The 22801-nt window shown below is 67.5% G+C and carries 23 protein-coding genes; 21 read left to right on the top strand and 2 right to left on the bottom strand.

Going from position 1 to position 22801, the window contains the following annotated elements:
- The 3 genes from CAFEL_RS08540 to CAFEL_RS08530 are packed head-to-tail and all read left to right on the top strand — an operon-like array spanning position 1 to position 4628.
- Positions 1 to 2712 carry a valine--tRNA ligase gene (locus CAFEL_RS08540; protein ID WP_194559733.1) on the top strand — a complete coding sequence of 904 codons (2712 nt, stop codon included), beginning with the start codon at positions 1 to 3 and terminating at the stop codon, positions 2710 to 2712.
- The gene (gene folC, locus CAFEL_RS08535) at positions 2713 to 4206 is read left to right on the top strand and encodes a bifunctional tetrahydrofolate synthase/dihydrofolate synthase (RefSeq protein ID WP_290171990.1); all 1494 of its coding nucleotides are present in this window, start codon (positions 2713 to 2715) and stop codon (positions 4204 to 4206) included.
- Positions 4203 to 4628: a DUF4233 domain-containing protein gene (locus tag CAFEL_RS08530; protein ID WP_194559732.1), complete on the top strand. Its 426-nt coding sequence runs from the start codon at positions 4203 to 4205 to the stop codon at positions 4626 to 4628. The genes folC and CAFEL_RS08530 overlap by 4 nt, the downstream gene beginning before the upstream one ends.
- On the opposite strand, the gene CAFEL_RS08525 is transcribed toward CAFEL_RS08530, so the two are convergent.
- The gene (locus CAFEL_RS08525) at positions 4625 to 6034 is read right to left on the bottom strand and encodes an AMP-binding protein (RefSeq protein ID WP_194559731.1); all 1410 of its coding nucleotides are present in this window, start codon (positions 6032 to 6034) and stop codon (positions 4625 to 4627) included. The genes CAFEL_RS08530 and CAFEL_RS08525 overlap by 4 nt on opposite strands.
- Before the next feature lie 25 nt (positions 6035 to 6059).
- On the opposite strand from CAFEL_RS08525, the gene CAFEL_RS08520 reads away from it, so the two are divergent.
- The 9 genes from CAFEL_RS08520 to CAFEL_RS08480 all read left to right on the top strand — a co-directional run bounded on the left by CAFEL_RS08520 (position 6060) and on the right by CAFEL_RS08480 (position 14937).
- Complete coding sequence (locus tag CAFEL_RS08520; RefSeq protein WP_194559730.1) at positions 6060 to 6365, top strand: hypothetical protein; 306 nt, start codon at positions 6060 to 6062, stop codon at positions 6363 to 6365.
- A 28-nt stretch (positions 6366 to 6393) separates the two neighbouring features.
- Entirely contained in the window at positions 6394 to 6804 is a 411-nt protein-coding gene (ndk, locus tag CAFEL_RS08515; RefSeq protein ID WP_034998207.1) for a nucleoside-diphosphate kinase, read from the top strand.
- 138 nt (positions 6805 to 6942) lie between these two features.
- Complete coding sequence (locus CAFEL_RS08510; RefSeq protein WP_194559729.1) at positions 6943 to 7500, top strand: TetR/AcrR family transcriptional regulator; 558 nt, start codon at positions 6943 to 6945, stop codon at positions 7498 to 7500.
- Positions 7501 to 7686: 186 nt separating this feature from the next.
- The gene (locus CAFEL_RS08505; RefSeq protein ID WP_194559728.1) at positions 7687 to 10422 is read left to right on the top strand and encodes a translation initiation factor IF-2 N-terminal domain-containing protein; all 2736 of its coding nucleotides are present in this window, start codon (positions 7687 to 7689) and stop codon (positions 10420 to 10422) included.
- 184 nt (positions 10423 to 10606) lie between these two features.
- The gene (gene rplU / locus CAFEL_RS08500; protein ID WP_181192663.1) at positions 10607 to 10912 is read left to right on the top strand and encodes a 50S ribosomal protein L21; all 306 of its coding nucleotides are present in this window, start codon (positions 10607 to 10609) and stop codon (positions 10910 to 10912) included.
- Positions 10913 to 10932: 20 nt separating this feature from the next.
- On the top strand, positions 10933 to 11277 hold the full coding sequence (gene rpmA / locus CAFEL_RS08495; RefSeq protein ID WP_070473701.1) for a 50S ribosomal protein L27: 345 nt from the start codon (positions 10933 to 10935) through the stop codon (positions 11275 to 11277).
- A gap of 90 nt (positions 11278 to 11367) precedes the next feature.
- On the top strand, positions 11368 to 12873 hold the full coding sequence (gene obgE / locus CAFEL_RS08490) for a GTPase ObgE (RefSeq protein WP_194559727.1): 1506 nt from the start codon (positions 11368 to 11370) through the stop codon (positions 12871 to 12873).
- 21 nt (positions 12874 to 12894) lie between these two features.
- The gene (proB, locus tag CAFEL_RS08485; protein ID WP_194559726.1) at positions 12895 to 14010 is read left to right on the top strand and encodes a glutamate 5-kinase; all 1116 of its coding nucleotides are present in this window, start codon (positions 12895 to 12897) and stop codon (positions 14008 to 14010) included.
- Between the two features lie 18 nt (positions 14011 to 14028).
- Positions 14029 to 14937: a D-isomer specific 2-hydroxyacid dehydrogenase family protein gene (locus CAFEL_RS08480; protein WP_194559725.1), complete on the top strand. Its 909-nt coding sequence runs from the start codon at positions 14029 to 14031 to the stop codon at positions 14935 to 14937.
- Here CAFEL_RS08480 and CAFEL_RS08475 read toward each other — a convergent pair.
- Positions 14934 to 15170 (bottom strand): hypothetical protein, encoded by a 237-nt coding sequence (locus CAFEL_RS08475; protein WP_194559724.1) that lies wholly within the window; start codon positions 15168 to 15170, stop codon positions 14934 to 14936. The two genes, CAFEL_RS08480 and CAFEL_RS08475, sit on opposite strands and share 4 nt — an antisense overlap.
- A gap of 70 nt (positions 15171 to 15240) precedes the next feature.
- On the opposite strand from CAFEL_RS08475, the gene CAFEL_RS08470 reads away from it, so the two are divergent.
- The 9 genes from CAFEL_RS08470 (at position 15241) to CAFEL_RS08430 (ending at position 22792) form a co-directional block, all read left to right on the top strand.
- Positions 15241 to 16527: a glutamate-5-semialdehyde dehydrogenase gene (locus CAFEL_RS08470; RefSeq protein ID WP_194559723.1), complete on the top strand. Its 1287-nt coding sequence runs from the start codon at positions 15241 to 15243 to the stop codon at positions 16525 to 16527.
- Positions 16528 to 16536: 9 nt separating this feature from the next.
- Positions 16537 to 17475 carry a hypothetical protein gene (locus CAFEL_RS08465; protein ID WP_194559722.1) on the top strand — a complete coding sequence of 313 codons (939 nt, stop codon included), beginning with the start codon at positions 16537 to 16539 and terminating at the stop codon, positions 17473 to 17475.
- Positions 17475 to 17873 (top strand): hypothetical protein, encoded by a 399-nt coding sequence (locus CAFEL_RS08460; protein ID WP_194559721.1) that lies wholly within the window; start codon positions 17475 to 17477, stop codon positions 17871 to 17873. Before CAFEL_RS08465 ends, CAFEL_RS08460 begins: the two co-directional genes overlap by 1 nt.
- Before the next feature lie 6 nt (positions 17874 to 17879).
- On the top strand, positions 17880 to 18500 hold the full coding sequence (gene nadD, locus CAFEL_RS08455; protein WP_194559720.1) for a nicotinate-nucleotide adenylyltransferase: 621 nt from the start codon (positions 17880 to 17882) through the stop codon (positions 18498 to 18500).
- Between the two features lie 65 nt (positions 18501 to 18565).
- Entirely contained in the window at positions 18566 to 19039 is a 474-nt protein-coding gene (gene rsfS, locus CAFEL_RS08450; RefSeq protein WP_034998223.1) for a ribosome silencing factor, read from the top strand.
- 3 nt (positions 19040 to 19042) lie between these two features.
- Positions 19043 to 19675, top strand: a complete 633-nt coding sequence (locus CAFEL_RS08445; protein WP_194559719.1) for a histidine phosphatase family protein — start codon at positions 19043 to 19045, stop codon at positions 19673 to 19675.
- Positions 19676 to 20476, top strand: a complete 801-nt coding sequence (locus tag CAFEL_RS08440; RefSeq protein WP_194559718.1) for a DegV family protein — start codon at positions 19676 to 19678, stop codon at positions 20474 to 20476.
- A gap of 102 nt (positions 20477 to 20578) precedes the next feature.
- On the top strand, positions 20579 to 21223 hold the full coding sequence (locus CAFEL_RS08435) for a ComEA family DNA-binding protein (RefSeq protein WP_194559717.1): 645 nt from the start codon (positions 20579 to 20581) through the stop codon (positions 21221 to 21223).
- Positions 21224 to 21226: 3 nt separating this feature from the next.
- Entirely contained in the window at positions 21227 to 22792 is a 1566-nt protein-coding gene (locus CAFEL_RS08430; protein WP_194559716.1) for a ComEC/Rec2 family competence protein, read from the top strand.
- The last annotated feature ends 9 nt before the right edge of the window (positions 22793 to 22801 follow it).

The raw sequence follows: 22801 nt of genomic DNA, 5'->3' as shown, positions 1-22801 counted from the left end.
GTGACTGAGACGAACGATCTGAACCGCGCGAACCAACTGCCCAAGTCGTGGGAGCCCAGCGCCCACGAACGCGACCTGTACGAAGGCTGGGTCGACGCCGGGTATTTCACGGCGGATCCGCAGTCGGACAAGCCCGCGTACTCGATCGTGCTGCCGCCGCCGAACGTGACCGGCCAGCTGCACATGGGCCACGCCCTCGACCACACGCTGATGGATTCTTTGGTGCGCCGCAAGCGCATGCAGGGCTTCGAGGTGCTGTGGCTGCCGGGCATGGACCACGCCGGAATCGCCACCCAGACCAAGGTGGAGGCCAAGCTCAAGGCGGAAGAGGGCAAGGACCGCTACGACTACGGGCGCGAGGAATTTATCGAGCGCGTCTGGGAGTGGAAGCATCAGTACGGCGGCACCATCAGCACGCAGATGCGCGCCATCGGCGACTCGGTGGACTGGTCGCGCGAGCGCTTCACGCTTGACGACGGCCTCTCGCGCGCCGTGCAGACCATCTTCAAGCAGCTCTACGACCGCGGCCTGGTCTACCGCGACTACCGCCTGGTCAACTGGTCGCCGGTGCTGGAGACTGCCGTGTCCGACATCGAGGTGGTGTACAAGGACGTCGAGGGCGAGTTCGTCTCCATCCGCTACGGCTCGCTGAACGACGACGAGCCGCACCTGATCGTTGCCACCACCCGTGTGGAGACAATGCTTGGCGACGTCGCTATCGCCGTGCACCCGGAAGACGAGCGCTACGCGCACCTCATCGGCGAGGTCTTCGAGCACCCGCTGCGCGAGGATTTGAAGCTTGAGGTCATCGCGGACGATTACGTGGACATGGAGCTGGGCACCGGTGCGGTGAAGATCACCCCGGCGCACGACCCGAACGACTACGAGATGGGCCTGCGCCACAACCTGGACATGCCGATCGTGATGGACGAGAAGGGCCGCATCGCCGATACCGGCACCCGCTTCGACGGCATGACCCGCGAAGAGGCTCGCGTGGCGGTGCGCGAGGCGTTGGCGGAGCAGGGCCGCATTGTCAAGGAAGTACGCCCGTACGTGCACTCCGTGGGCCACTCGGAGCGCTCCGGCGAGCCGATCGAGCCGCGGCTTTCGCTGCAGTGGTTTGTCAAGGTCGACGAGCTGGCGAAGATGTCCGGCGACGCCGTGCGCGAAGGCGACACCGTCATCCACCCGGAGTCCATGGAGAAGCGCTACTTCGACTGGGTGGACAACATGCACGACTGGACGATCTCGCGCCAGCTGTGGTGGGGCCACCGCATCCCGATCTGGTACGGCCCGGAGGACGAAAACGGCGAGCGCGACGTGGTCTGCGTCGGCCCCGACGAGCAGCCGCCGGCAGGCTACGAGCAGGACCCGGACGTGCTGGACACCTGGTTCTCGTCTGCCCTGTGGCCGTTTTCCACGATGGGCTGGCCGGAGAAGACCCCGGAGCTGGAGAAGTTCTACCCGACCACGGTTTTGGTTACCGCCTACGACATCCTGTTCTTCTGGGTGGCGCGCATGATGATGTTCGGCACCTTCGCCGGCCAGGAAACCCCTGAAATCCTTGGGAAGGGTGCCGGCGGCCGTCCGCAGATTCCGTTCGAGCACCTCTACCTGCACGGCCTGGTGCGCGACGAAAAGGGCCGCAAGATGTCCAAGTCCCTGGGCAACGGCATCGACCCGATGGACTGGGTGGAGCGCTACGGCGCGGACGCGCTGCGCTTCGCCCTGGCCCGCGGTGCGAACCCGGGCGTGGACCTGCCCATCGGCGAGGACCACGCAACCGCTGCCCGCAACTTCGCCACCAAGCTGTTCAACGCCACTAAGTTCGCGCTGATGAACGGCGCGCACGTGGATCAGCTGCCGGCCCGCGAGGCGCTTACGGACGCGGACCGCTGGATCCTGGACCGCGCCGAGGAAGTGCGCGCCAAGGTGGACGCCTACCTGGACGACTACCAGTTTGCCAAGGCCAACGAGGCGCTCTACCACTTCGCGTGGGACGAGCTGTGCGACTGGTACCTGGAGATCGCCAAGACACAGATCCCCAGGGAGGGCGAGACCGAGCAGGGCGAAAACACCAAGATCGTCCTCGGCCGCGTGCTCGACGTCATGCTGCGCCTGCTGCACCCGACCATGCCGTTTGTCACCGAGGTGCTGTGGAAGGCGCTCACCGGCGAGGCAACCGTCACCACCGCGCCGTGGCCGACCGCGGACGACACCAACGGCGGCGCCGAGACGGACACCCAGGCGCGCACCCGCGTCGAGGACGCCATCAAGCTCATCACCGAGCTGCGCCGCTTCCGCTCCGACCAGGGAGTAAAGCCCTCGCAGAAGGTGCCGGCCCGCGTCGACTTCGCGTCCGCGGACCTGGCGGAGCTGGAGGACGTGGTCCGCCAAATTGCCAGGGTGGAAAAGCCGGGGGAGGACTTTAGCGCGTCGGCAAGCATTGAAATGCGCCTGAGCAAGGCGAACCTCGACGTCGCGCTGGACACCTCCGGCACCGTCGACGTCGCCGCCGAGCGTAAGCGCCTGGAAAAGGAGCTCGCCGCGGCGCAAAAGGAGCTGGACACCACCGGCGCGAAGCTGGCCAATGAGCAGTTCCTGGCCAACGCGCCGGAGGCCGTGGTGGAAAAGATCAAGGTCCGCCAGCAGGTCGCGCAGGAAGAGTTCGAGCGCGTCACCGCACGCCTGGAACAGCTGCCGGAGGCCTAAGTGGCTAACGAAGAGTTTGAACTGCCCGAACTTCCGGAGCAGTACGACATCCAGCAGACCGACGCCGGCCTGACACTCAACCTCGGCGCGCCGGGGGAGAGCAACGAGACCGATCAGCTCGCCCCGCGCGGCGTGAGCGAGGAAGACCTAGCCGCGCTCGCGCAGGTGGAAGCCGAGCTCACCGCCCGCTGGCCGGAGACGGACATCGACCCGTCGCTGGAGCGCATCGAGCTGCTCATGGATTTCCTCGGTGAGCCGCAGAAGTCCTTCAAGGTCATCCACGTCGCCGGCACCAACGGCAAGACGTCCACGGTGCGGATGGTGGATTCGCTGCTGCGCTCGTTTGGCAACCGGGTGGGCCGCACGACGAGTCCGCACCTGCAGTCCGTCACCGAGCGCATCGGCATCGACGGCGAGCCGATCCACCCAGCGGATTTCGTGCGCATTTACCGCGAGATCGAGCCGTACATCCAGATGGTGGACGAGCGCACCGGCGTGCCCATGAGCTACTTCGAGGTCATGGTCGGCCTCGCGTTCGCGGCCTTTGCGGATGCGCCTGTCGACGTCGCCGTGGTCGAAGTCGGCATGGGCGGGCGCTGGGACGCCACCAACGTGGTCGACGCTGACGTGGACGTGATCGCGCCCGTCGGCCTGGACCACACCGACTACCTGGGCGACACCGTCGCCGAGATCGCGGGCGAAAAGGCCGGGATTATCCGCAGCGCGGACGCCGTGGCCGTGATCGGCCAGCAGGACCCGGACGCGATGCGCGTGATCTTGGAGCGCACCGTGGAGGTCGGCGCGCCGGTGGCGCGGTTCGGTCAGGAGTTCGGCGTGGCCGCCAGTGAGGTGGCCGTGGGCGGGCAGACGCTCACGCTCAAGGGGCTGTCAGGCGAGTATGCGGACGTGTTCATCCCGTTGTCCGGCCCGCACCAGGCGCACAACGCATCGGTGGCGCTGGCGGCGGTGGAGGCGTTCCTCGGCGCGTCCGCCGAGCGCACGCTCGACGCCGACACCGTGCGCGAGGGGTTCGCCGCCACCACCTCGCCGGGCCGGTTGGAGCGCGTGCGCGCCACCCCCACGACGTTCATCGACGCCACCCACAACCCGCACGGCGCGCAGGCGCTCGCGGCGGCACTCGAGCGCGACTTCGACTTCACGCGCCTGATCGGCGTGCTCGGCATTTTGGGCGACAAGGACGCCCGGGGCATCATGGAGGCGCTCGAGCCGGTGCTCACCGAGGTTGTGATCACGCAGAACACGTCCCCGCGCGCCACGGACGTCTACGAGCTGGCGGAAACCGCCCGCGAAGTGTTCGGCGACGAGCGCGTGCACGTTGAGGAGCACTTGCCATCCGCCTACGAGCTCGCCGTGGAGCTGGCGGAAGAGGCGCTCGCCGAGGTGGGCGTGCAGTCCGGCTCCGGCGTGATCATCACCGGCTCGGTGGTCACCGCCGGCGAGGCCCGCGCGATGTTTGGAAAGGACCCGCAATGACACGCAGCAACCAGCAGATGGGCCCGCTCGGCCCCGGCAAGCAGCCGGTCAAAGACCCGATGTCGGGGCTGACCGGCGTGCTCTCCGGCACGCTGATCATGGAGGCCATCACGGTTCTGCTGATCCTCACCGTCATCCTCAAAGTCGACGACGGCGAGCACTGGACCACCTTCAACTGGGTCTATATCACCGTGATCGGCCTGGCGCACGTGGTCATGGCGTTTTTCCAGAAGAAGCCGGCCGCGCTCTGGATCGACATTGCGCTGCAGATCCCGCTGATCTTTGGCTTCTTCATCCACTGGTCGGTCACGGCGGTGGGCATCATCTTCGGTATCGTCTGGTACTTCGTCATCCGCATGCGCTCGGAGATCGTCCAGCGTATGCGCGGCGGCTACCTCACCACCCAGCACTTGGGCACTTAGAGGTCCTTGCGCAGGATCTTGCCGGCGGCGTTGCGGGGGATCGCCTCCACAAACGCCACGGCGCGCACCTTTTTGTAGGCGGTCACCCTAGCTGCGACCCACTCCATCACCTCGGTTTCGCTCAAGGGCCCTCGCTTTACGACGAAAGCCTTCGGCACCCCGCCGCGCTCGGCAACAGCCACGTCGCTGATCTGCGGGTGCGTGAGCAAAAGTGCCTCGAGTTCGGCCGGGGCGATCTGGAACCCGTGGTACTTGAACACGTCCTTGGAGCGGTCCACCACCGTGACTGTCTCGTCCGGGTTGACCCGCGCGATGTCGCCGGTGCGCAGCCAGCCGTCCACGATGGCGTTGCGGGTGGCCTCCGGGTTGCCCAGGTAGCCGCGCATGATCTGGGGGCCGCGGACCTGCAGCTCGCCGGCGGCGCCGTCGGGCAGCTCCGCGCCGCTGTCTGAGTCCACCACGCGGAACTCGGTGTTGGGGATGGCGTACCCGATGGTGCCCGGATTCGACCGGCCGGCGATGCCGACGTGCGTCACAGGCGAGGACTCGGTGGTGCCGTAGCCCTGCAGCATGACCATGCCGAGGCGGTCCTCGACCCGGCGAGCCAGCGCCTCGTCCAAGGGCGCGGCGCCGCAGACCATGTGGGCGCAGGCGGCGAAATCGGCCGGGTTGATGGCGGGGGTGTTCGCCAGCGCCAGCGCGATCGGCGGGGCGATGAAGCTGAGCTCGATGGAGTGCGCGCGGTGGGCGCGCGCGAACTCGGCGAGGTCGAAGCGCGCCGCGGTGAACACGTGCCGGCCCGCGGCAAGCGACGACAGCAACAGCGTGTTCAGCCCGTAGATGTGGGAAAACGGCAGGGGAGCGGCCACGCGGGTGCCATCGCCGATGCCGCTGGCGGACAGCGCCGCGTTGAACTGCACCGCGTTGGCGGTGATCGAGCGGTGGGTCAGCTCCACGCCCTTGGGCAGCCCGGTGGTGCCGGAGGAAAACGGGATCACCGCCACTGAGCCCGGGTCCGCCGGAGCAAAAACGTCGGTGGGGCCGGGGGCGAGATCGCCCGGCTCGATTCGGTGGGTGACGCCGGCGAGGGCGGAAAGGCGCGACGCTTCGGCGTCGATAAGCGAATGCCCGATCAGGCACGCCGTCGCACCCGTGCGGGAGACGGCGAGCAGCGCGGCCACGAAGTCGATGGAGTTGGGCAGCCGCAGCTCAACCACGCTGCCCGGGCCCACGCCGCGGTTGCGCAGGCGGGTGGCGGCCGCGTCCGCTACCGCCCACAGCTCGTCGTAGGTGACGGTGCGGCCTGTGTCGTACTGCGTGATAGCGGGCAGCTCCCCGCGCGGGACCAGGCGGTCGAGCGCAGTGTTCGGCAGCGCGACATCCGGCAGGGGAGAGCTGTGCACCATGGGCAACAAGGCTACGGTATGGCCCATGCGCATCGTGAGTTTCGCCCTAGCCGCCGTGTTCTCCATCGTCGCTGTGGTGGCCGTGTACACAACCCTGCCCGGGTGGGTGGGCACCGCGGCGATCGTCGCCGCCGGGCTGTTTTTGGTGCTCGGGTTCTACGAGCAGTACAAGCGCCGGGAAGACGTCGCGCCCGAGCTTGACGACGAACAACGTGCCACCGTGCAGCGCATGAAAAACGAGGGCAACTTCCAGTTGGCGGTGCAGCAGGTGCAGCTGTGGTTCCGGGGCACCACACCGGAAGACGCAGCGCGCATCGTGCGGGAGGCGTAAACACGACTTTGGGGTAAGATTTTGGGCTATGACTGAACGTACTCTGATCCTGATCAAGCCCGACGGTGTTGCAAACGGCCACGTCGGCGACATCATCTCCCGCATCGAGCGCAAGGGCCTGAAGCTTGTGGAGCTGGACCTGCGCACTGCAGACCGCGAGACCGCTGAGAAGCACTACGCCGAGCACAAGGACAAGCCGTTCTTCGGTGAGCTGGTGGACTTCATCACCTCCGCTCCGCTGGTCGCCGGCATCGTCGAGGGCGAGCGCGCCATCGAGGCATGGCGCCAGCTGGCCGGCGGCACCGACCCGGTTGCCAAGGCCACCCCGGGCACCATCCGCGGCGACTTCGCACTGTCCGTGGCGGAAAACGTCGTCCACGGCTCCGACTCGCCGGAGTCCGCTGAGCGCGAGATCGGCATCTGGTTCCCGAACCTCTAAGCGCACGTTGTCAAACACCGCAGCCGCCACGGCTGCGGTGTTTTTCACGTCTAGGGCGGGGGAATTTCAGTCGCGACGGACCAATTGTTGTATAAATAGAGTCGCATGTAATCCGCATAGTGAGAAAGGTGAACCGTGGTGGCATCTCGCAGCGAGCAGGCACGGGCGGTGGAGAAGCGCTCTGCGATCCTGGATGCGGCGATTGACCTGTTGCTTGCGGAGGGGCTCAAGGGGCTGACACACCGGCAGGTTGCGGCGGCGGCATCGGTGCCGGTGGGATCCATCGGGTACTACTACTCCACACGCGACAAGCTTGTGGCCACCTGCTTCGAGCAACTGGTGCAGGGCCGCCTCGAGGCTATGGAGCGCGCGAAGGGCGAAGGGGTCGAGCTTTCGGACCCGGTGCAGCTGGCCGAGGCGGTCGTCGACGTTGTGGCGTGCGGGCAGACGTCGCGCGCGCGTGCGGTGGTCGCCGCGTTCATCGAGGCCCAGCGCGATCCTGGCGAAGTCGGCGACTACGTCTGCCAAGCCACGGACGAGCTCAAAGACCTCATCGGGGAGCTTTTGCAACGCGCGGGTGTGGATTTCAACGCCGCGCGAGTGCTGCAGATCGTGGTAGGCACCGCGTTGACTGAACGCCACGAGAACGCCCCCGTTGCTGCGGTGGCCGACCTTCTGCGACTGGCCGAGAAGTAATCCTCGCCCCGCACCCCAGGTATCGCTGTGCCACAATGGTAAGCGCAAGCGTCGCCTGGCGACGCTAGGAAACTTTCACATGTACCGCACCGTGGGGTTCGCCGTGCGGCCGCTTCGGCAACGTTTTGCCAGCGCCCGGCCCACCCTGCTGGGGTGCGGCTGAGCAAAATTGGAGAGTGACGCACATTGGCTGGTCACAAGGCATCCGAAGAGAATATTTACGCCGCGTTCGACCGTTCCCAGCTGGCGGAGAAAACCCGCGTGTTCGCGCTGGCTAAAGCGCTGGGTGTGCCGTCGAAGGAGCTCGTGGTCGCGCTGTCGGAGCTCGGCGTGGTCAAGGTTGCGCAGTCGACGCTGACGCGCGCTGAAAGCGAGCAGCTTCTCGACGCACTCGCGAACGCCGCCGCTACCACCACCGACGACGATGAGACCGCAGACGACGCCGCGGACGAGAAGATCCGCCAGCGCGTGCGCAAGGACGTGGAAAACGAGATCCACCAGATCGAGGAAAAGGTCGAGGCGGACCTGCGCGACAACCCACTGACCGACGTCGAGCCGGAGATCACCCCCGTGCCGGAGGAGACCGCCAACCGTGCCCCCGTCTTCAAGGCCCCGGAGCGAAAGCGCCGCCGCGCCACCCGCGCCGCGGCGCCGAGCGAGGAGAAGGAGCCCGAGCCTATCGACGAGGCTTCGCCGGAGGACGCGGATAAGCAAGAGCCCGAAGTGATCGAAGAGCCGAAGGCGATCAAGGGCTCATCCCGTTTGGAAGCGCAGCGCCGCCGCCGCACAGAAAAGCGCGAAGAGCAGCGCAAGCGCTCGCGCATTGTCAGCCAGGCTGAGTTCTTGGCGCGCCGCGAGTCCGTCGAGCGCCACATGGTGGTGCGCGAGCGCGACCGCCACGACGGCCACGGCAAGATCACCCAGGTCGGCGTGCTCGAGGACGGGCTGCTGGTGGAGCACTTCGTCACCGCCGAAAGCCAGTCCTCCATGATCGGCAACATCTACCTAGGACGCGTGCAGAACGTGCTATCCAGCATGGAGGCCGCGTTCATCGACATTGGGCAGGGCCGCAACGGCGTGCTCTACGCCTCCGAGGTGGACTGGAAGGCCGCCGGTTTGGGCGGGCGCTCGCGCCGCATCGAGCAGGCCCTGAAATCCGGCGACCAGGTGCTGGTGCAGGTGACCAAGGACCCCGTCGGCCACAAAGGTGCGCGCCTGACCACCCAGATCTCGCTGGCCGGACGCTACCTGGTGTACGTGCCGGGCGGCCGCAGCGCGGGCATTTCCCGCAAGCTGCCGGCGCCGGAGCGCAAGCGCCTGAAAGAAATCCTGAACAACGTCGTGCCCGGCAAGGGCGGGGCGATCATCCGCACCGCCGCCGAAAACGTGCCGGAAGAAGCCATCGCGGCCGACGTGAACCGCCTGCACAACCAGTGGACCGCGATCCAGGAGCAGGCGGAAAAGGAGAAAAACTCCAAGGGCGCGAAACCGGTTACCCTCTACGAGGAGCCGAACATCCTGGTTAAGGTCGTGCGCGACCTGTTCAACGAGGACTTCACCTCGCTCATCGTGGACGGCCGCAAGCCGTGGAACACCGTCCACGCTTACGTGCAGTCCGTCGCCCCGGACCTGTTGGATCGGCTAGAAAAGTTTGACCGCTCCCGCCACGACGGCAAGGACGCCTTCGAGGTCCACCGCATCGACGAGCAGCTGCAAAAGGCGCTGTCGCGCACCGTCTGGCTGCCCTCCGGCGGCACCCTGGTCATCGACCGCACCGAGGCCATGACCGTCATCGATGTCAACACCGGCAAGTTCACCGGCTCCGGCGGCTCGCTGGAAGAGACGGTCACCTCCAACAACCTGGAGGCCGCTGAAGAGATCGTGCGCCAGATCCGCCTGCGCGATATCGGCGGCATGATCATCATCGACTTCATCGACATGATCCTCCCCGAAAACCAGGATCTCGTGCTGCGCCGCCTCAACGAGGCACTCGGCCGCGACCGCACCCGCCACCAGGTCTCTGAGGTCACCTCCCTGGGCCTGGTGCAGATGACCCGCAAACGCCTGGGCAACGGCCTGCTGGAGACGTTTTCCACCGAGTGCGAGTGCTGCGGCGGCCGCGGCATCATCGTCACCGACGACCCCGTCGAGCACGACCCGTACTCCGAGCGCGGCCGCGACGAGCGCTCCAAGCGCCGTTCGCGTGACGACGAGCACCGCTCCTCCCGCGGCCGGAACAAGCCCGCCGACTCACACACCGAGACTGAGCGCGGTGGCGAGCAGCCCTCACGCGGGCCACGCCGCTCCAAGCGCAAGCAGCTCAACGAAGACGAGATGGACAACCTGCTCAACTCGATCTTCAGCGACGACAGGGACGACGGCGACGAAAGGGATGGCGGCGACAACAGCGACAACGATGCTTCCGAGGGGCGCCGCCGTTCCTCGCGCCGCCGGGGCCGCCGCGGGGGCAACCGCGGCCGCGGGCCTCAGCCGGACACCCAGGACAAGCGGGAAGAGCGCCCGGAAAACGATAAGAGCCCGGAAAGCGACAAGGACGCCCCGCGGCAAAGCTTCGAGGAAGCGGTGGAGGAGTTCGACAACTCGCCGCGCCGCAAGCGCCGCACCCGCGGCAATTCCCGCTCCGACGTCCGCCCGCGCCGCGAGGACTACCAGGACACCGCCGCGGAAGCTGCCCCGGATGCCGAGAAGGATGAACCGGCAGCGAAGGCGAAGCCGGCGGCGGGCCGCCGGGGCCGCCGCCGCGCCGTGCGCAAGTCCAACGCCACGTCCGCCGCAGCAGCCAACGCCCGCGCGGCTCAGAAGGAAAGGCCGAAGAAGGAAGAGGGGCAGGCGGAGCGCCGTCGAGAAGCAAAGGCTTCCCCGCGGCGCGGACGCAGGCGCGCCACACGCCGCAGCAGCTAACGCGGTTTGGTAAAGCGCATGGTGCCGGTGTAGTCTTGCCGAGTCGCTGTTTCGGGGCGTGCCGCCTCGTTGCCTACGCATGCGGGCACGGCAGGCCACGATAGGCCCCGAAGCGCTCAAACTGTTCCATTTCCGCCCTCGAGCATGCAGGGGGCGGGCGAGTAGAGATAAGGGGTAACCCTCTATGTACGCGATCGTCAAGACCGGCGGCAAGCAGTACAAGGTTGCCGAGGGCGACCTCGTCAAGGTCGAGAAGCTTGAGGGTGAAGCAGGCGACAAGGTCGAACTCACCCCGATCCTTCTCGTAGATGGCGCAGACGTCACCTCCGGTGCCGACGCACTGTCCAAGGTCAACGTGACCGCAGAGATCGTCGAGCACGGCAAGGGCAAGAAGGTCGACATTCTGAAGTACAAGAACAAGACCGGCTACAAGGTCCGCCAGGGCCACCGCCAGCCGCAGACCACCGTCAAGATCACCGGCATTAAGTAACCACTAGGAGAATTTGAACAATGGCAACCAAGAAGGGTGCATCCAGCTCCTCGAACGGTCGTGACTCTGAGTCCAAGCGCCTCGGTGTGAAGCGCTTCGGTGGCCAGCAGGTCAAGGCCGGCGAGATCCTCGTCCGTCAGCGTGGCACCAAGTTCCACCCGGGCGACAACGTCGGCCGCGGCGGCGACGACACGCTGTTCGCACTGACCGCAGGCTCCGTCCAGTTCGGCATCAAGCGCAAGCGCCGCATCGTCAACATCGTCCCGGCCGACGGCCAGGGTGTTGCTTCCGAGGTTCTCGAGCAGGCTGAGGCAGCAGGCGTTGTCGACGAAGGCACCGCCGAAGAGGCAACCGCCACCGCGTAACCGCGAAGCCTAGGCGCCGCCGGTCCGTTCGGGCCGACGGCGCTTTTTGCTTATCATCGTCCGTGTCCTAAAGAAAGGCGGCAAACCACCATGGCCCAATTCGTTGATCGCGCAACCCTGCACCTGCAAGCAGGCGACGGCGGCCACGGCTGCACGTCCGTCCACCGCGAAAAGTTCAAGCCGCTCGGCGGGCCGGACGGCGGCAACGGCGGCCACGGCGGCGACATCATCCTCGAGGTGTCCACCCAGGTGCACACGCTGCTGGACTTCCAATACCGCCCGCACATCAAGGCGCAACGCGGCGCGAACGGCGCGGGCGATTGGCGCAACGGCGCGCGCGGCGAGGACCTCGTGCTGGAGGTGCCGGTGGGCACCGTGGTGCGCAGCGAGGACGGCGAGGTGCTCGCGGACCTGACCGTGCCGGGCACCCGCTTCATCGCCGCGGAGGGCGGCTTCGGAGGCTTGGGCAACGCAGCCTTGGCGACGGCGAAGCGCAAAGCCCCCGGTTTCTCCCTGAAAGGCGAGCCAGGCGAGGCGCACGACCTGATCCTGGAGCTGAAATCGGTGGCGGATGTGGGCCTGGTCGGGTTTCCGTCGGCAGGCAAATCCTCGCTTATTTCTGTGGTGTCCGCGGCGAAGCCGAAGATCGCGGACTACCCGTTTACCACGCTCGCGCCGAACCTGGGTGTGGTCAACGTCGGCCACGACACTTTCACCATCGCGGACGTGCCCGGCCTGATCCCGGGCGCGAGCGAGGGCAAAGGCCTCGGCCTGGACTTTTTGCGCCACATTGAGCGCACCGCGGTGCTTGCGCACATCGTGGATGTGGCCACGATGGAACCGGGCCGCGACCCGATCTCCGACATTGAGGCCCTCGAACACGAGCTGGACACCTACGCCGACGCCCTCGACATGGACTCCGGCCTGGGCGACCTGCGCGAGCGCCCGCGCCTCGTGGTGCTGAATAAGATGGACATCCCGGAGGCGAAGGAGCTCGCCGAGTTTCTCCGCGCGGACATCGAGGAGAAGTTCGGCTGGCCGGTGTACATGATCTCCACCGCCACCCGCGAGGGGCTGGACGAGCTGAAGTGGGCGCTGTGGGACATCGTCAAGCGCACCCGCAAAAAGCGTCGCACTGTGCCTATCGACGAACCACAGGTCATCCGCCCCAAAGCCCTCAGCCGACGCGGCGAGGACGGCGGCGTGGAGGTCGTGCGCGACCCCATGTACCCGGAAGGCTGGCTCGTTACCGGCGAGAAGGTGGAGCGCTGGGTGCGCCAGACGGACTTCGAAAACGACGAAGCCGTCGGCTACCTGTCGGACCGCCTGAACAAGGCAGGCGTGGAAGACATGCTTCGCAAGGCCGGCGCCCACGAGGGCGACACGGTCACCATCGGCGAGATCTCTTTCGACTGGGAGCCAAGCATCGGCGGCGACCCGACGCTGGCCGGCCGCGGCCAGGACGCTCGCCTGGGCGGCACGGACCGCACGTCGGCGGCAGAGCGCAAGCGCGCTTCCCAGGCCCGCCGCGGACTGATCGACGAGTACGACTACGGCACCGGCGAAGAAGCCGACCGCGAGCGCTGGCAGGGCTAGGGCCGCGTAGACTCCAAACGCATGACTTCCCTCCGCGAAGAGATCGCCGCCGCCCGCCGCATCGTGGTCAAGCTGGGCACAAGTTCCCTGGTCAACGCCTCAGGCGAGCTGGATCCGGCGAAGATCGACGGCATCGTGGACGCTATCGAACACCGCATCGCGCGCGGTTCCGAAGTGGTCGTGGTTTCCTCGGGTGCGATCGCGGCGGGCATGGGGCCGCTGGGGTTGAAGGCGCGCCCGCGCGATCTGGCCACCAAGCAGGCGGCCGCGTCGGTGGGGCAGATCCACCTCGCGCAGGTGTGGGGCGCCTCGTTTGCGCGCTACGGCCGGACGGTTGGCCAGGTGCTGCTCACGCAAAGCGACGCCGGGTCCCGCGAGCGCGCCCGCAACGCGCAGCGCACCATCGACCGGCTGCGTCAGATGGGCGCGGTGCCGATCGTCAACGAGAACGACACGGTGGCCACTTCCGAGATGCGCTTCGGCGACAACGACCGCCTCTCCGCCATCGTGGCCACCCTGGTGTCCGCGGACGCGCTGGTGCTGCTGTCGGATGTGGACGGCCTTTACAACAAAAATCCATCAGACCCGAGCGCCAAGCTTCTCGACGAAGTCCGCTCCGGCAACGACCTCGCCGACGTCGAAGCCGGCGACGGGGGCGTCTTCGGCACCGGCGGCATGGCGGCGAAGGTCTCGGCCGCGCGCCTGGCCACCCGCGGCGGCGTGCCGGTGCTGCTCACCGCCACGGAAAAGATCGAGGACGCGCTCGAGAACGCGCAGGTGGGAACCGTGTTCCACACGCGCCCGGAAAGCAAGCTCAACGCCTGGAAGTTCTGGGCCCTCTACGCGGCGGACGCGGAGGGCGTGCTGCGCCTGGACGAGGGTGCGGTCGAGGCGGTCACCCGCGGCGGCACCAGCCTGCTTGCGGTGGGCATCACCAACATCGAGGGCGAGTTCCACGCCGGCGACATCGTGGAAATCCTGGGCCCCGATTCTGAAGCCGTGGGCCGCGGCGAAGTCGCCTACGACGCCGCGGAGCTGGCCACGATGCTCGGCCGACACACCGACGAGCTGCCCGCCCACCAGCGCAGGGCCGTGGTGCACGCGGATTACTTGTCCAACTACGCCTCGCGACTGTAGTAGCTAGTCTGGGCGGGCATGAAGTTCACGTTTTTGCCCAAGCCCAAAGACGAGCCGATTGCCGCGTTGGAGGCGGAAGGCCACCAGCATGTGGCCTTGGAGGACAACCCGGACATGATCCTCTTCGGCGGCGGCCCGGGCGACTTCCCGGACCAGCTGCCCGATTCCGTCAAGGTCGTGCAGATCCAGTACGCCGGCGTGGAGAACCTACAGGACGTCTTTGCCAAGCACGCGGCAAACGGCGTGCGTTTCGCCAACGCCGGAGGGCTGTACGACGACACCGTCGCCGAGTCCACCCTCGCCCTGCTTCTCGCGGTGGAGCACCGCATGAAGGCCGTGGACCGCGAGTGGAACAACACGCAGCTGTTCAAGGAGAAGGAGTACCTCTTCGACAACAAGAAGCTCGCGATCATTGGCGCCGGTGGCATCGGCAAAACGCTCATCCGCTTCCTCGAGCCGTTCGGCATGGAGATCACGGCGGTGAACCGCTCCGGCAACCCCGTCGAAGGCGCGGATAACACCGTGACGCTTTCCGACGATGTCTGGGCCAACCACGACTACTTCGTCCTCCTCGCCCCGCTCACCGAGGAAACCCGCCACATGGTCAACGCGGAGACCATCGGGAAGATGCGGGACAGTGCCGTGATTGTGAATGTTGGGCGCGGTCCGCTGATCGATACGGAGGCGCTCACGCAAGCGCTTGCCGACGGCCACCTGCGCGGCGCCGGCCTCGACGTGACAGAGCCCGAGCCACTGCCCGCCGACCACGAGCTGTGGGGCCTGGACAACTGCGTGATCACCCCGCACGTAGCTAACATCCCGCGGTTTATGGAGCGCCGCATCGGCGGCCTGGCCGCGAAGAACTGGGAGCTGTTTACCGCGGGCGAGAAGATGGCCACCGAAGTCGACATCGACGCGGGGTATTAAATGACCAGGGCGTCCCGTTCGCCGCGAACAGCATCGGCGATGGATTCGCCCTTCGTGCTCACCCGGGGAAGATTGGCGAGTCGATCCAGGGCCGCGGAACGCTTGCGACGGTTGAGCGCGATTGTCAGCTCGTCAACAGCGACGTCGGACACGGACGTGTTCCGAAGCTGGGCCTGTGCTTCAAGGGCGCGCACCAGCTTTTCCGGGACGTTGAAGAGCTGCAAATCGGTCATACCGAAATAGTGGGCCACCCCCGCGCCAGTGTCAAGAGTTTTGGTACTCGTCTAACGCTAGGATTGCCGCATGAGTGCGCAGCAGACTGACCAGCAAAGACAGGCCGAGCGCGAGGAGGTGCTCGCGAAGGCGCGCCGTGCGAAAGAGGTGGCGCCGGTGATCGCGGCGCTGCCCACCCCGGCAAAGGACGAGGTGCTGCTCGCGGCCGCCGCTGCGCTGACCGGGCGTGCGGGGGAGATCCTGGGCGCCAACGCCCGCGACCTGGAGCACGGCCGCGGCAACGGTCTGGCGGAGTCCGTGCTGGACCGGCTCGCGCTGGACGAAGACCGCATCAACGGCATCGCCGGCGGGCTGCGCCAGGTTGCCGGGTTGCAGGACCCGGTGGGGGAGGTGCTCACCGGCCGCACGCTGCCCAACGGCATCCAGATGAAAAAGGTGCGCGTCCCGCTCGGCGTGATGGGCATGGTCTATGAAGCCCGCCCAAACGTCACCGTCGACGCGTTCGGGCTAGCGCTCAAATCCGGCAACGTGGCGCTGTTGCGCGGTTCGAAGACGGCGCGGGAATCCAACGCCGCCTTGGTCGAGGTGTTGCAGGACACCCTCGCCGCCCACGACCTGCCGCGCGAAGCGGTGCAGCTGCTCCCGTGTGAAACCCACGGTTCGGTGCAGGACCTCATCACCGCGCGCGGGCTTGTCGACGTGGTGATTCCCCGCGGCAGCGCCCGCCTGATCGAGGCGGTGGTCACCGGCGCGACCGTGCCCACCATCGAGACGGGCACCGGCAACTGCCACTTCTACATTGACGCGTCTGCGGACCTGGACAAGGCCATCGCGATGCTTATCAACGGCAAGACGCGCCGGGTCAGCGTGTGCAACGCGACGGAAACGGTGCTGATAGACGCCCGCCTCGCGGACGAGGACAAACGTGCGGTCGTTGCTGCGTTGCAGGCGGCGGGGGTTGAGGTGCACGGAGACGTCGCAAAGCATGCTGCGTTTGGTGCGGATGTTGTGCCCGCGACGGAGGCTGATTTCGCAGAGGAGTACCTCAGCATGGACATCGCGAGCGCCGTCGTGGACGGCGTGGACGGGGCGATCGCCCACATCGCGCGCTACTCCAGCGGCCACACCGAGGCAATTGCGGCCCAGGACGCCAATGCTTTACGACGATTCGCTGACGCCGTCGACGCCGCAGCTGTCGTCCTGAACGCATCGACCGCTTTCACGGACGGGGAGCAGTACGGCATGGGGGCCGAAATCGGCATCTCCACCCAGAAACTGCACGCCCGCGGCCCGATGGCGCTGCCGGAGCTGACCACCACCAAATGGATCCTGGAAGGTGCAGGCCAGGTGCGCTAGTCTAGCTGCGTGCAAAAATCCCGTTCCTCCTGGCGCGCCCGTATCGGCCTGTTCGCCACCGCTGTCGCCACCGCCGTGACAGCTACCGTTTCCCCCGTCGCACCTGTTGAAGAAGCCGATGCGCAGACACGCTGCCCGGCCGTCGCCGTCATCGCCGCTCGCGGCTCCGGCCAAAACAGCCAGATCTACCCCACGCGCTACTCGGGCGGGGCGGCCTGGACCTCCAACGGCTGGGAGGCGGAAACCATTCGCGCCTTCCTGCAGCACGCGGAGCGCCGCTACGCCGCCACCCACGGCGGTAATTCCCTGATGAAGGACGTCGAAGTCATCGGCCTGGAGCCGCGCTACTACCCGGCAACCTTCCCGGAGTACGACGTGCCTGAGGTCGCCGTGCCGTCAACGCTGCTGCAGGCGGTCGGTCTTGCCATCCAGTGGGCCAGCCCGATGTTCATGATGGCGCGCACCGCCGCGAACCAGTTCCTGGACTCGGTGAAGATCGGCCGCGGTGGTGTGATGCAAATGGTCAACGACTACGAGCGCGCCACCGGCTGCCGCCCGAAGTACATCCTGTCCGGCTACTCGCAGGGCGCGATGATCCTGCTCGAGCACGAGCGTGAGCTGGCCCGCCGCGGCCAGCTCGCCGGCGTGGTCTACTTTGGCAACCCGAATACCGCCCCGGGCGACTGGTCCACCGTGGGCGTGCGCGGTGGCGGCGCAGGCGGCATCCTGGGCGCGCTGCCGTTTAACACCAAGACCGCGGCCGCGACCCGTAACCGCGTGAACTACTGCCTGCCGCTCGACGCCGTGTGCGACCTGTCGCGCCAGACCCTGGAAGCCTCGCGCCCCACCGGCGGCAACCACGCCCGCTACTTCCGCTGGCACTCCCGCTGGGACAATCAGGTCTCTGACTCGTTCGGCCGGTTCGTGGATCAGGTACGGTACGGCTAATGAGACGTCGTATCCGTTCCGTCGCCGCCGCGACCGCCTGCGCCGTCGCGCTTTCGGTTACGCCTGCAGACGCGGAAACCATCACGCGCGACACTCAGGAGCGCCTGACGGTGGAAAAAACCTGCAAGATGAAGGTGGACGAGAAGGGCAAGCCGATCATCGACGCAGACGGCAACCCGATCCCCGTCACCGACAAGGACGGAAAGCAGGTGTGCGAGGAGAAGAAGGTCGCTGGCGGCTCCAGCAGCAGCGCCACCAAGTGGGCGGACGACACCACCGATGAGCTGCGCATCGGCGCCATCGTCGGCGTCGTTGGCGCGCTGCTCGCGCTGGTGCTCGGCGGCGGTTTGCTGTTCATCGAGTCCGTGAACATCACCATGCTGCCGCCGGCGAGGTAGATGCGCATGACTGAGCACTACGCCGCCTCTTTGGATGAGGCGCGGCGCATCGGGGTAATGGGCGGCACGTTCGACCCCATCCACCACGGCCACCTGGTTGCCGCGAGCGAGGTAGCGGACCGGTTCAACCTGGACGAGGTCATCTTCGTGCCCACCGGCCAGCCCTGGCAGAAGGCGGGCAAGACCATCAGCCCGGCGGAGGACCGCTACCTGATGACGGTGATCGCCACCGCCTCCAACCCGCGCTTTTCCGTCTCCCGGGTGGACATTGACCGAAACGGTCCGACCTACACCATCGACACCCTGCGGGATCTGCGCCAACAGTTCCCGGACGAGGCGTTGTACTTCATCACCGGCGCCGACGCGCTGGCCTCCATCATGTCCTGGCACGACTGGGAGGAGATGTTCCAGCTCGCCGAATTTGTCGGCGTGACCCGCCCCGGTTACGACCTGCGCGAAGACATGCTGCCGGCGGACATCCAAAAGCGCGTGCACCTGGTGGAAATCCCCGCGATGGCCATCTCGTCGACCGACTGCCGCGCTCGTGCCGCCGAGGACCGGCCCGTGTGGTACCTGGTGCCGGACGGGGTGGTGCAGTACATCACCAAAAACGCCCTGTACGCCTAAGTAGCACTCTTAGGTCCCGTCGTGGGACAATGGCGGAGTCTGTCCAACCAACGAAGGGTTCCCACTTGACCGCTCCGCAGATCTCCATCGACCGGGCCAAGATTGCCGCTAAGGCGGCCGACGAGAAACTTGGCAAGAACATCGCTGTCATCGACGTGTCCAACGTTATGGCCATCACGGACGTGTTCGTGATCGTCTCCGCCGACAACGAGCGCCAGGTCGCCGCCATCGTCCAAGAGGTCGAAGGCGACCTGACGGACGCAGGCGTGGAGCCGAAGCGCCGCGAGGGCAACCGCGAAAACCGCTGGGTGCTTTTGGACTACGGCAACTTCGTCGTGCACATCCAGCGCGACGCCGAGCGCGAGTTCTACGGCCTGGACCGCCTGTACGCGGACTGCCCTGCCATCGAGGTCGAGGGCCTGGAGCCCTACGAGCGCCCCGCCACCTTCGGCAACGAAGCCGAGATGCGCGAGGCACAGAACATCGAGGACCTGCCGCTGGCGGGCGAGGGCCCGGCAGCCGCCGACGACGAGTTCTAGGCCATGCAACGTCGTTTAATCCTGCTGCGCCACGGCGAAACGAACTACAACGCCACCTCCCGCATGCAGGGCCAGCTGGACACGACCCTGTCCGAGCGCGGCATCAGCCAGGCGCACGCCGCGGCCGAAGAGCTGCGCGACCTGGGCATCTCGAAGATCATCTCCTCCGACCTCGTGCGCGCGAAGAATACTGCTGACGTGGTGGCGGCGGATTTGGGGTTGGCTGTAGACGTCGATAAGCGTCTGCGCGAGACGCACCTGGGCGACTGGCAAGGCAAAACCCACACCGAAGTGGACACCGAGCACGAAGGCGCACGCGCGGTGTGGCGCACGGACGCGACATGGGCGCCCCCGCGCGGGGAAAGCCGCCTCGAGGTTGCGGCGCGCGCGCAGGCCGTGGTGGACGAGCTGATGCGCGACTACGACGAGTGGGACAACTCCGCTGTTCTGCTGGTTTCCCACGGCGGCACCATCGCCGCGCTGACCGCGTCGCTGCTGGGCTTCGTGGTGGCGCAGTACCCGGCGATCAAGGGCCTGGGCAACGCGAACACGGCGCGGCTCGTGGCAATGCCGCGCCTGGACGAGCCGACGCAGATCCGCTGGTACCTCGAAGCCTGGAACCGGGGGCTGAACTAGATGGCGGTGCGCGTCGTGGTGGATTCTTCGGCGGGGCTGCCCGCTGAGGTCGTCCGTGAGCTGGATATCACCGTCGCCGACATGCACGTCACCGGCAACGGCGAAGACAGGGGCACCTCCGGGCTGTCCTCGCTGGAGCTTGCGGCCTGCTACGCGCGCCAGCTGGAGCGCGGCGGCGATGACGGCGTGATCGCCCTGCACTTGTCCAAGGCGCTGTCGTCCACGTGGTCGGCGGCGGTGGCCGCGTCTGCGGTGTTTCCCGGCACGGTGAAAGTGGTGGAGACGGACGCCGCCGGGATGACTATCGGCGCGGCTGCCATGGCTGCCGCCACCGTGGCGCAGGAGGGCGGGGATTTGGCCGCGTGCGAGGAGATGGCGAAGTCCACACTCGCCCGCTCCGAGACGTGGGTGTACCTGCACCAGCTCGACGACCTGCGCAAGTCCGGCCGCCTGCCCACCGGCACCGCCGTGCTGTCCGCAGCGCTTCTGGCCAACAAGCCGATTTTGCGCATCCACGACGGCAAGCTCGAACTCGCCGGCAAGACCCGCACACAGTCGAAGGCGTTTGCCAAGCTCACGGAGCTGGTGGTGGAGCGCGCCGGCGGCCAGCCGGTCTTCGCGGCGATCCAGCACGCGGACGCCGAGGAGGCCGCTGACCAGCTGGCGTCATCGCTTGAGTCCCAGCTGCCGGAGGGCTCGCGGGTGATGTGCGAGCCGCTTGTCGACGTCCTCGCGGTCCACACTGGCCCCGGCGCCATCGGCCTGTCGGTTGTCTTTTCTTCTCGGGAATCTGCCCAGTAGGTGTGGATAACCCGCCCTAATCGGTGACGTTGCAACAACGTTATCCACAGGTTTTCGGTTGGGGGCTTCCGGCGCGCGGCTGTCGGGCTTAGCGTGCCGGGCATGAACGCCATCGACCGTCTCCAGGAACTCACCCGGCCAACCGGGGAGGAGGACCTGCTTGCCGTGCGCTATCCCGCGCCGCGTGTGTCCGTGCCGGTGAAGCCGGCCGCCGCGGCGGTGGTCGCGCTGCTGGTTGTAGTGGGTGCGTGGGCGCTGCTGCGTGGCGGCGGCGGGTCGGATGAGGACGTTTCGTGGGAGCAGGTGGCCTCGCCGACGGAGGTCAGCGGGGTGGTAGTCGTGGCCGTGGTGGGGGAGGTGGCCAACCCGGGGCTGATGACGCTGAACCAGGGCTCCCGTATCGCCGACGCCCTGCAGATCGCGCAGCCGCTGCCGCACGCGGATTTGTTGGCGCACAACCAGGCGCAGCTGCTTGTGGACGGCCAGCAGATCCACGTCCAGGCCGTCGGCGCGGCGCCCCCGGCAGGCGGCGGAGGAGCGGCCGCGCCTGACACTGGAACGGTGTCGCTGAATAACGCGTCCGCCTCCGAGCTGACCGTGCTGCCCGGGGTGGGGGAGGCGACCGCGGCGGCGATCGTGGCCCACCGGGAGGCCAACGGGCCGTTTACCGCGGTGGAGCAGCTCACGGATGTCCGCGGCATCGGGCCTGCGAAGTTCGAGGCCATGCGCGACATGGTGGGGCTGTAAGCGGTGTCGGAGCTGCGGCTGGTGCCGGCGGCGCTGGCGGTGTGGGCCGCGGCGGCGTGCTGCATCCTCTTCGGAGTCTGGGCGGCGCTTCTCGTCGCCGGGGTCCTCGCCGTGTTTTGTCTGACCGCGCGCGAGCCGGGCCAGGCTGTGCTCACCGCAGGCCTCGGCGCGGCGGCAACGCTGACAGCTGCGGTGCGCGCCCGCGCAAGCGCCCCCGCCTCCGAGGTCGTGGGCACGATCAGCGGCACCCCGAAGCAGACGGACACGGGCGCCTACCTGGTGCGTGTGCGAGTGCCGGGCAAGCCGTCGACGATGCCGGTGTTCGCCGACGAGCTGCCGGACGGCGCGGTTTCCGGCGCGCAGGTGGTGGGCCGTGGTGTGTCCAAGGAGTCCGGCGTGCCGGGTGTGAACCCTTTCGTGCTCGACGGCCACGTCGAGGTCCTCGGCCCGCCTGAAGGTTTGGCGGCGTTCGCGCACCACGTGCGCTCCACCTTCGCCGCGGCGGTGGAGGCGCAGGTGGGCGAAGGTGCGCGCGGGCTCATCCCGGGCATGGTGCTTGGCGACGTCTCCCTGCAACCCGCCGCCGAACAACAGACGTACATCGACACCGGTCTATCCCATTTGTCGGCGGTATCTGGGGCGAATATCGCGATTGTGGCCACCTTTGCCACGGTGGCGGCGGCCGCGATAGGCGCGGGGCTGCGCGGCAGGATCGCCGCCTCGGCGGTGGCGCTTTTGATCTACGCCGCGCTGGTGGGGCCGGAGCCGAGCGTGCTGCGCGCCTCAGTGTCCGGCCTGGTGGGGCTGGTGGCGGTGCTTGCCTCCCGGCAAGCCGAGCCCATCCACGCGCTGTGCCTATCCGTCGTCGGGTTGGTGCTGGTGGATTCGGACCTTGCGGTGCACTACGGGTTCGCCCTGTCGGTGGCGGCGACGGCGGGCATCGTGGCGCTCTACCCACTGCTTTACCGCGCGCTGGCGGTGACCGCCTGGCCGGACGTCCTTGTGCGGGCACTGGCCGTGGCCGTGGCGGCGGACCTGGCCACCATGCCGATTGTGGCGCTGATGGCGGACAGAGTCTCGCTGGTCTCCGTCGGCGCCAACGTGCTGGTGGCACCCGTGGTCGGGCCGGTGACGGTGCTCGGCCTCGTTGCCGCGGTCTGCTCACTGCTGCCTGGCGGCCTGGAGGTGCCGGTGCTGTGGTGCGTGGAGCCGATGGCGTGGTGGGTGCACACGGTCGCACGCATCGGCGCGGGACTGCCCGGCGCGACGGTGTCGGCGACCCCGCTTGCGGCCTTGGTGGCCTACGGGTGGGTGCTCGCCGGGTTTTTGGCGGGCCGCCCCCGCGCCACCGTGTGCGCGGCGGCCGCCTGCCTGGTGGTGTTCGCGACACCCGAAAACCCCGCGCCTGTGGATCCGTCCGGGCTGCGCGCCCACGTGGTGGACACCATCGATGCGGTGGAGCCGGTGCCGGAGTGGGCCCAGATCGTCGTCGTTGTGGAAGGCGGCCCACCGCGCGGCCGCCCGGTAGCCACGCGGGAGGGCGTCCCCGTCATCTTCCCCAACGACTAAGCAAACGCA

It is taken from the genome of Corynebacterium afermentans subsp. lipophilum, assembly GCF_030408375.1.
In the GTDB taxonomy this organism is placed as follows: Bacteria; Actinomycetota; Actinomycetes; order Mycobacteriales; family Mycobacteriaceae; genus Corynebacterium; species Corynebacterium lipophilum.
This window is presented reverse-complemented; position numbering and strand designations above follow the sequence as displayed.

Bases quoted from the DNA above. Each gene is read 5' to 3' on its own strand.
- CAFEL_RS08530 (WP_194559732.1), top strand. From the start codon at position 4,203: ATGACACGCAGCAACCAGCAGATGGGCCCGCTCGGCCCCGGCAAGCAG.
- CAFEL_RS08525 (WP_194559731.1), bottom strand. From the start codon at position 6,034: ATGGTGCACAGCTCTCCCCTGCCGGATGTCGCGCTGCCGAACACTGCG.
- CAFEL_RS08520 (WP_194559730.1), top strand. From the start codon at position 6,060: ATGCGCATCGTGAGTTTCGCCCTAGCCGCCGTGTTCTCCATCGTCGCT.
- ndk (WP_034998207.1), top strand. From the start codon at position 6,394: ATGACTGAACGTACTCTGATCCTGATCAAGCCCGACGGTGTTGCAAAC.
- rplU (WP_181192663.1), top strand. From the start codon at position 10,607: ATGTACGCGATCGTCAAGACCGGCGGCAAGCAGTACAAGGTTGCCGAG.
- rpmA (WP_070473701.1), top strand. From the start codon at position 10,933: ATGGCAACCAAGAAGGGTGCATCCAGCTCCTCGAACGGTCGTGACTCT.
- obgE (WP_194559727.1), top strand. From the start codon at position 11,368: ATGGCCCAATTCGTTGATCGCGCAACCCTGCACCTGCAAGCAGGCGAC.
- proB (WP_194559726.1), top strand. From the start codon at position 12,895: ATGACTTCCCTCCGCGAAGAGATCGCCGCCGCCCGCCGCATCGTGGTC.
- CAFEL_RS08480 (WP_194559725.1), top strand. From the start codon at position 14,029: ATGAAGTTCACGTTTTTGCCCAAGCCCAAAGACGAGCCGATTGCCGCG.
- CAFEL_RS08475 (WP_194559724.1), bottom strand. From the start codon at position 15,170: ATGACCGATTTGCAGCTCTTCAACGTCCCGGAAAAGCTGGTGCGCGCC.
- CAFEL_RS08470 (WP_194559723.1), top strand. From the start codon at position 15,241: ATGAGTGCGCAGCAGACTGACCAGCAAAGACAGGCCGAGCGCGAGGAG.
- CAFEL_RS08460 (WP_194559721.1), top strand. From the start codon at position 17,475: ATGAGACGTCGTATCCGTTCCGTCGCCGCCGCGACCGCCTGCGCCGTC.
- nadD (WP_194559720.1), top strand. From the start codon at position 17,880: ATGACTGAGCACTACGCCGCCTCTTTGGATGAGGCGCGGCGCATCGGG.
- CAFEL_RS08445 (WP_194559719.1), top strand. From the start codon at position 19,043: ATGCAACGTCGTTTAATCCTGCTGCGCCACGGCGAAACGAACTACAAC.
- CAFEL_RS08440 (WP_194559718.1), top strand. From the start codon at position 19,676: ATGGCGGTGCGCGTCGTGGTGGATTCTTCGGCGGGGCTGCCCGCTGAG.
- CAFEL_RS08435 (WP_194559717.1), top strand. From the start codon at position 20,579: ATGAACGCCATCGACCGTCTCCAGGAACTCACCCGGCCAACCGGGGAG.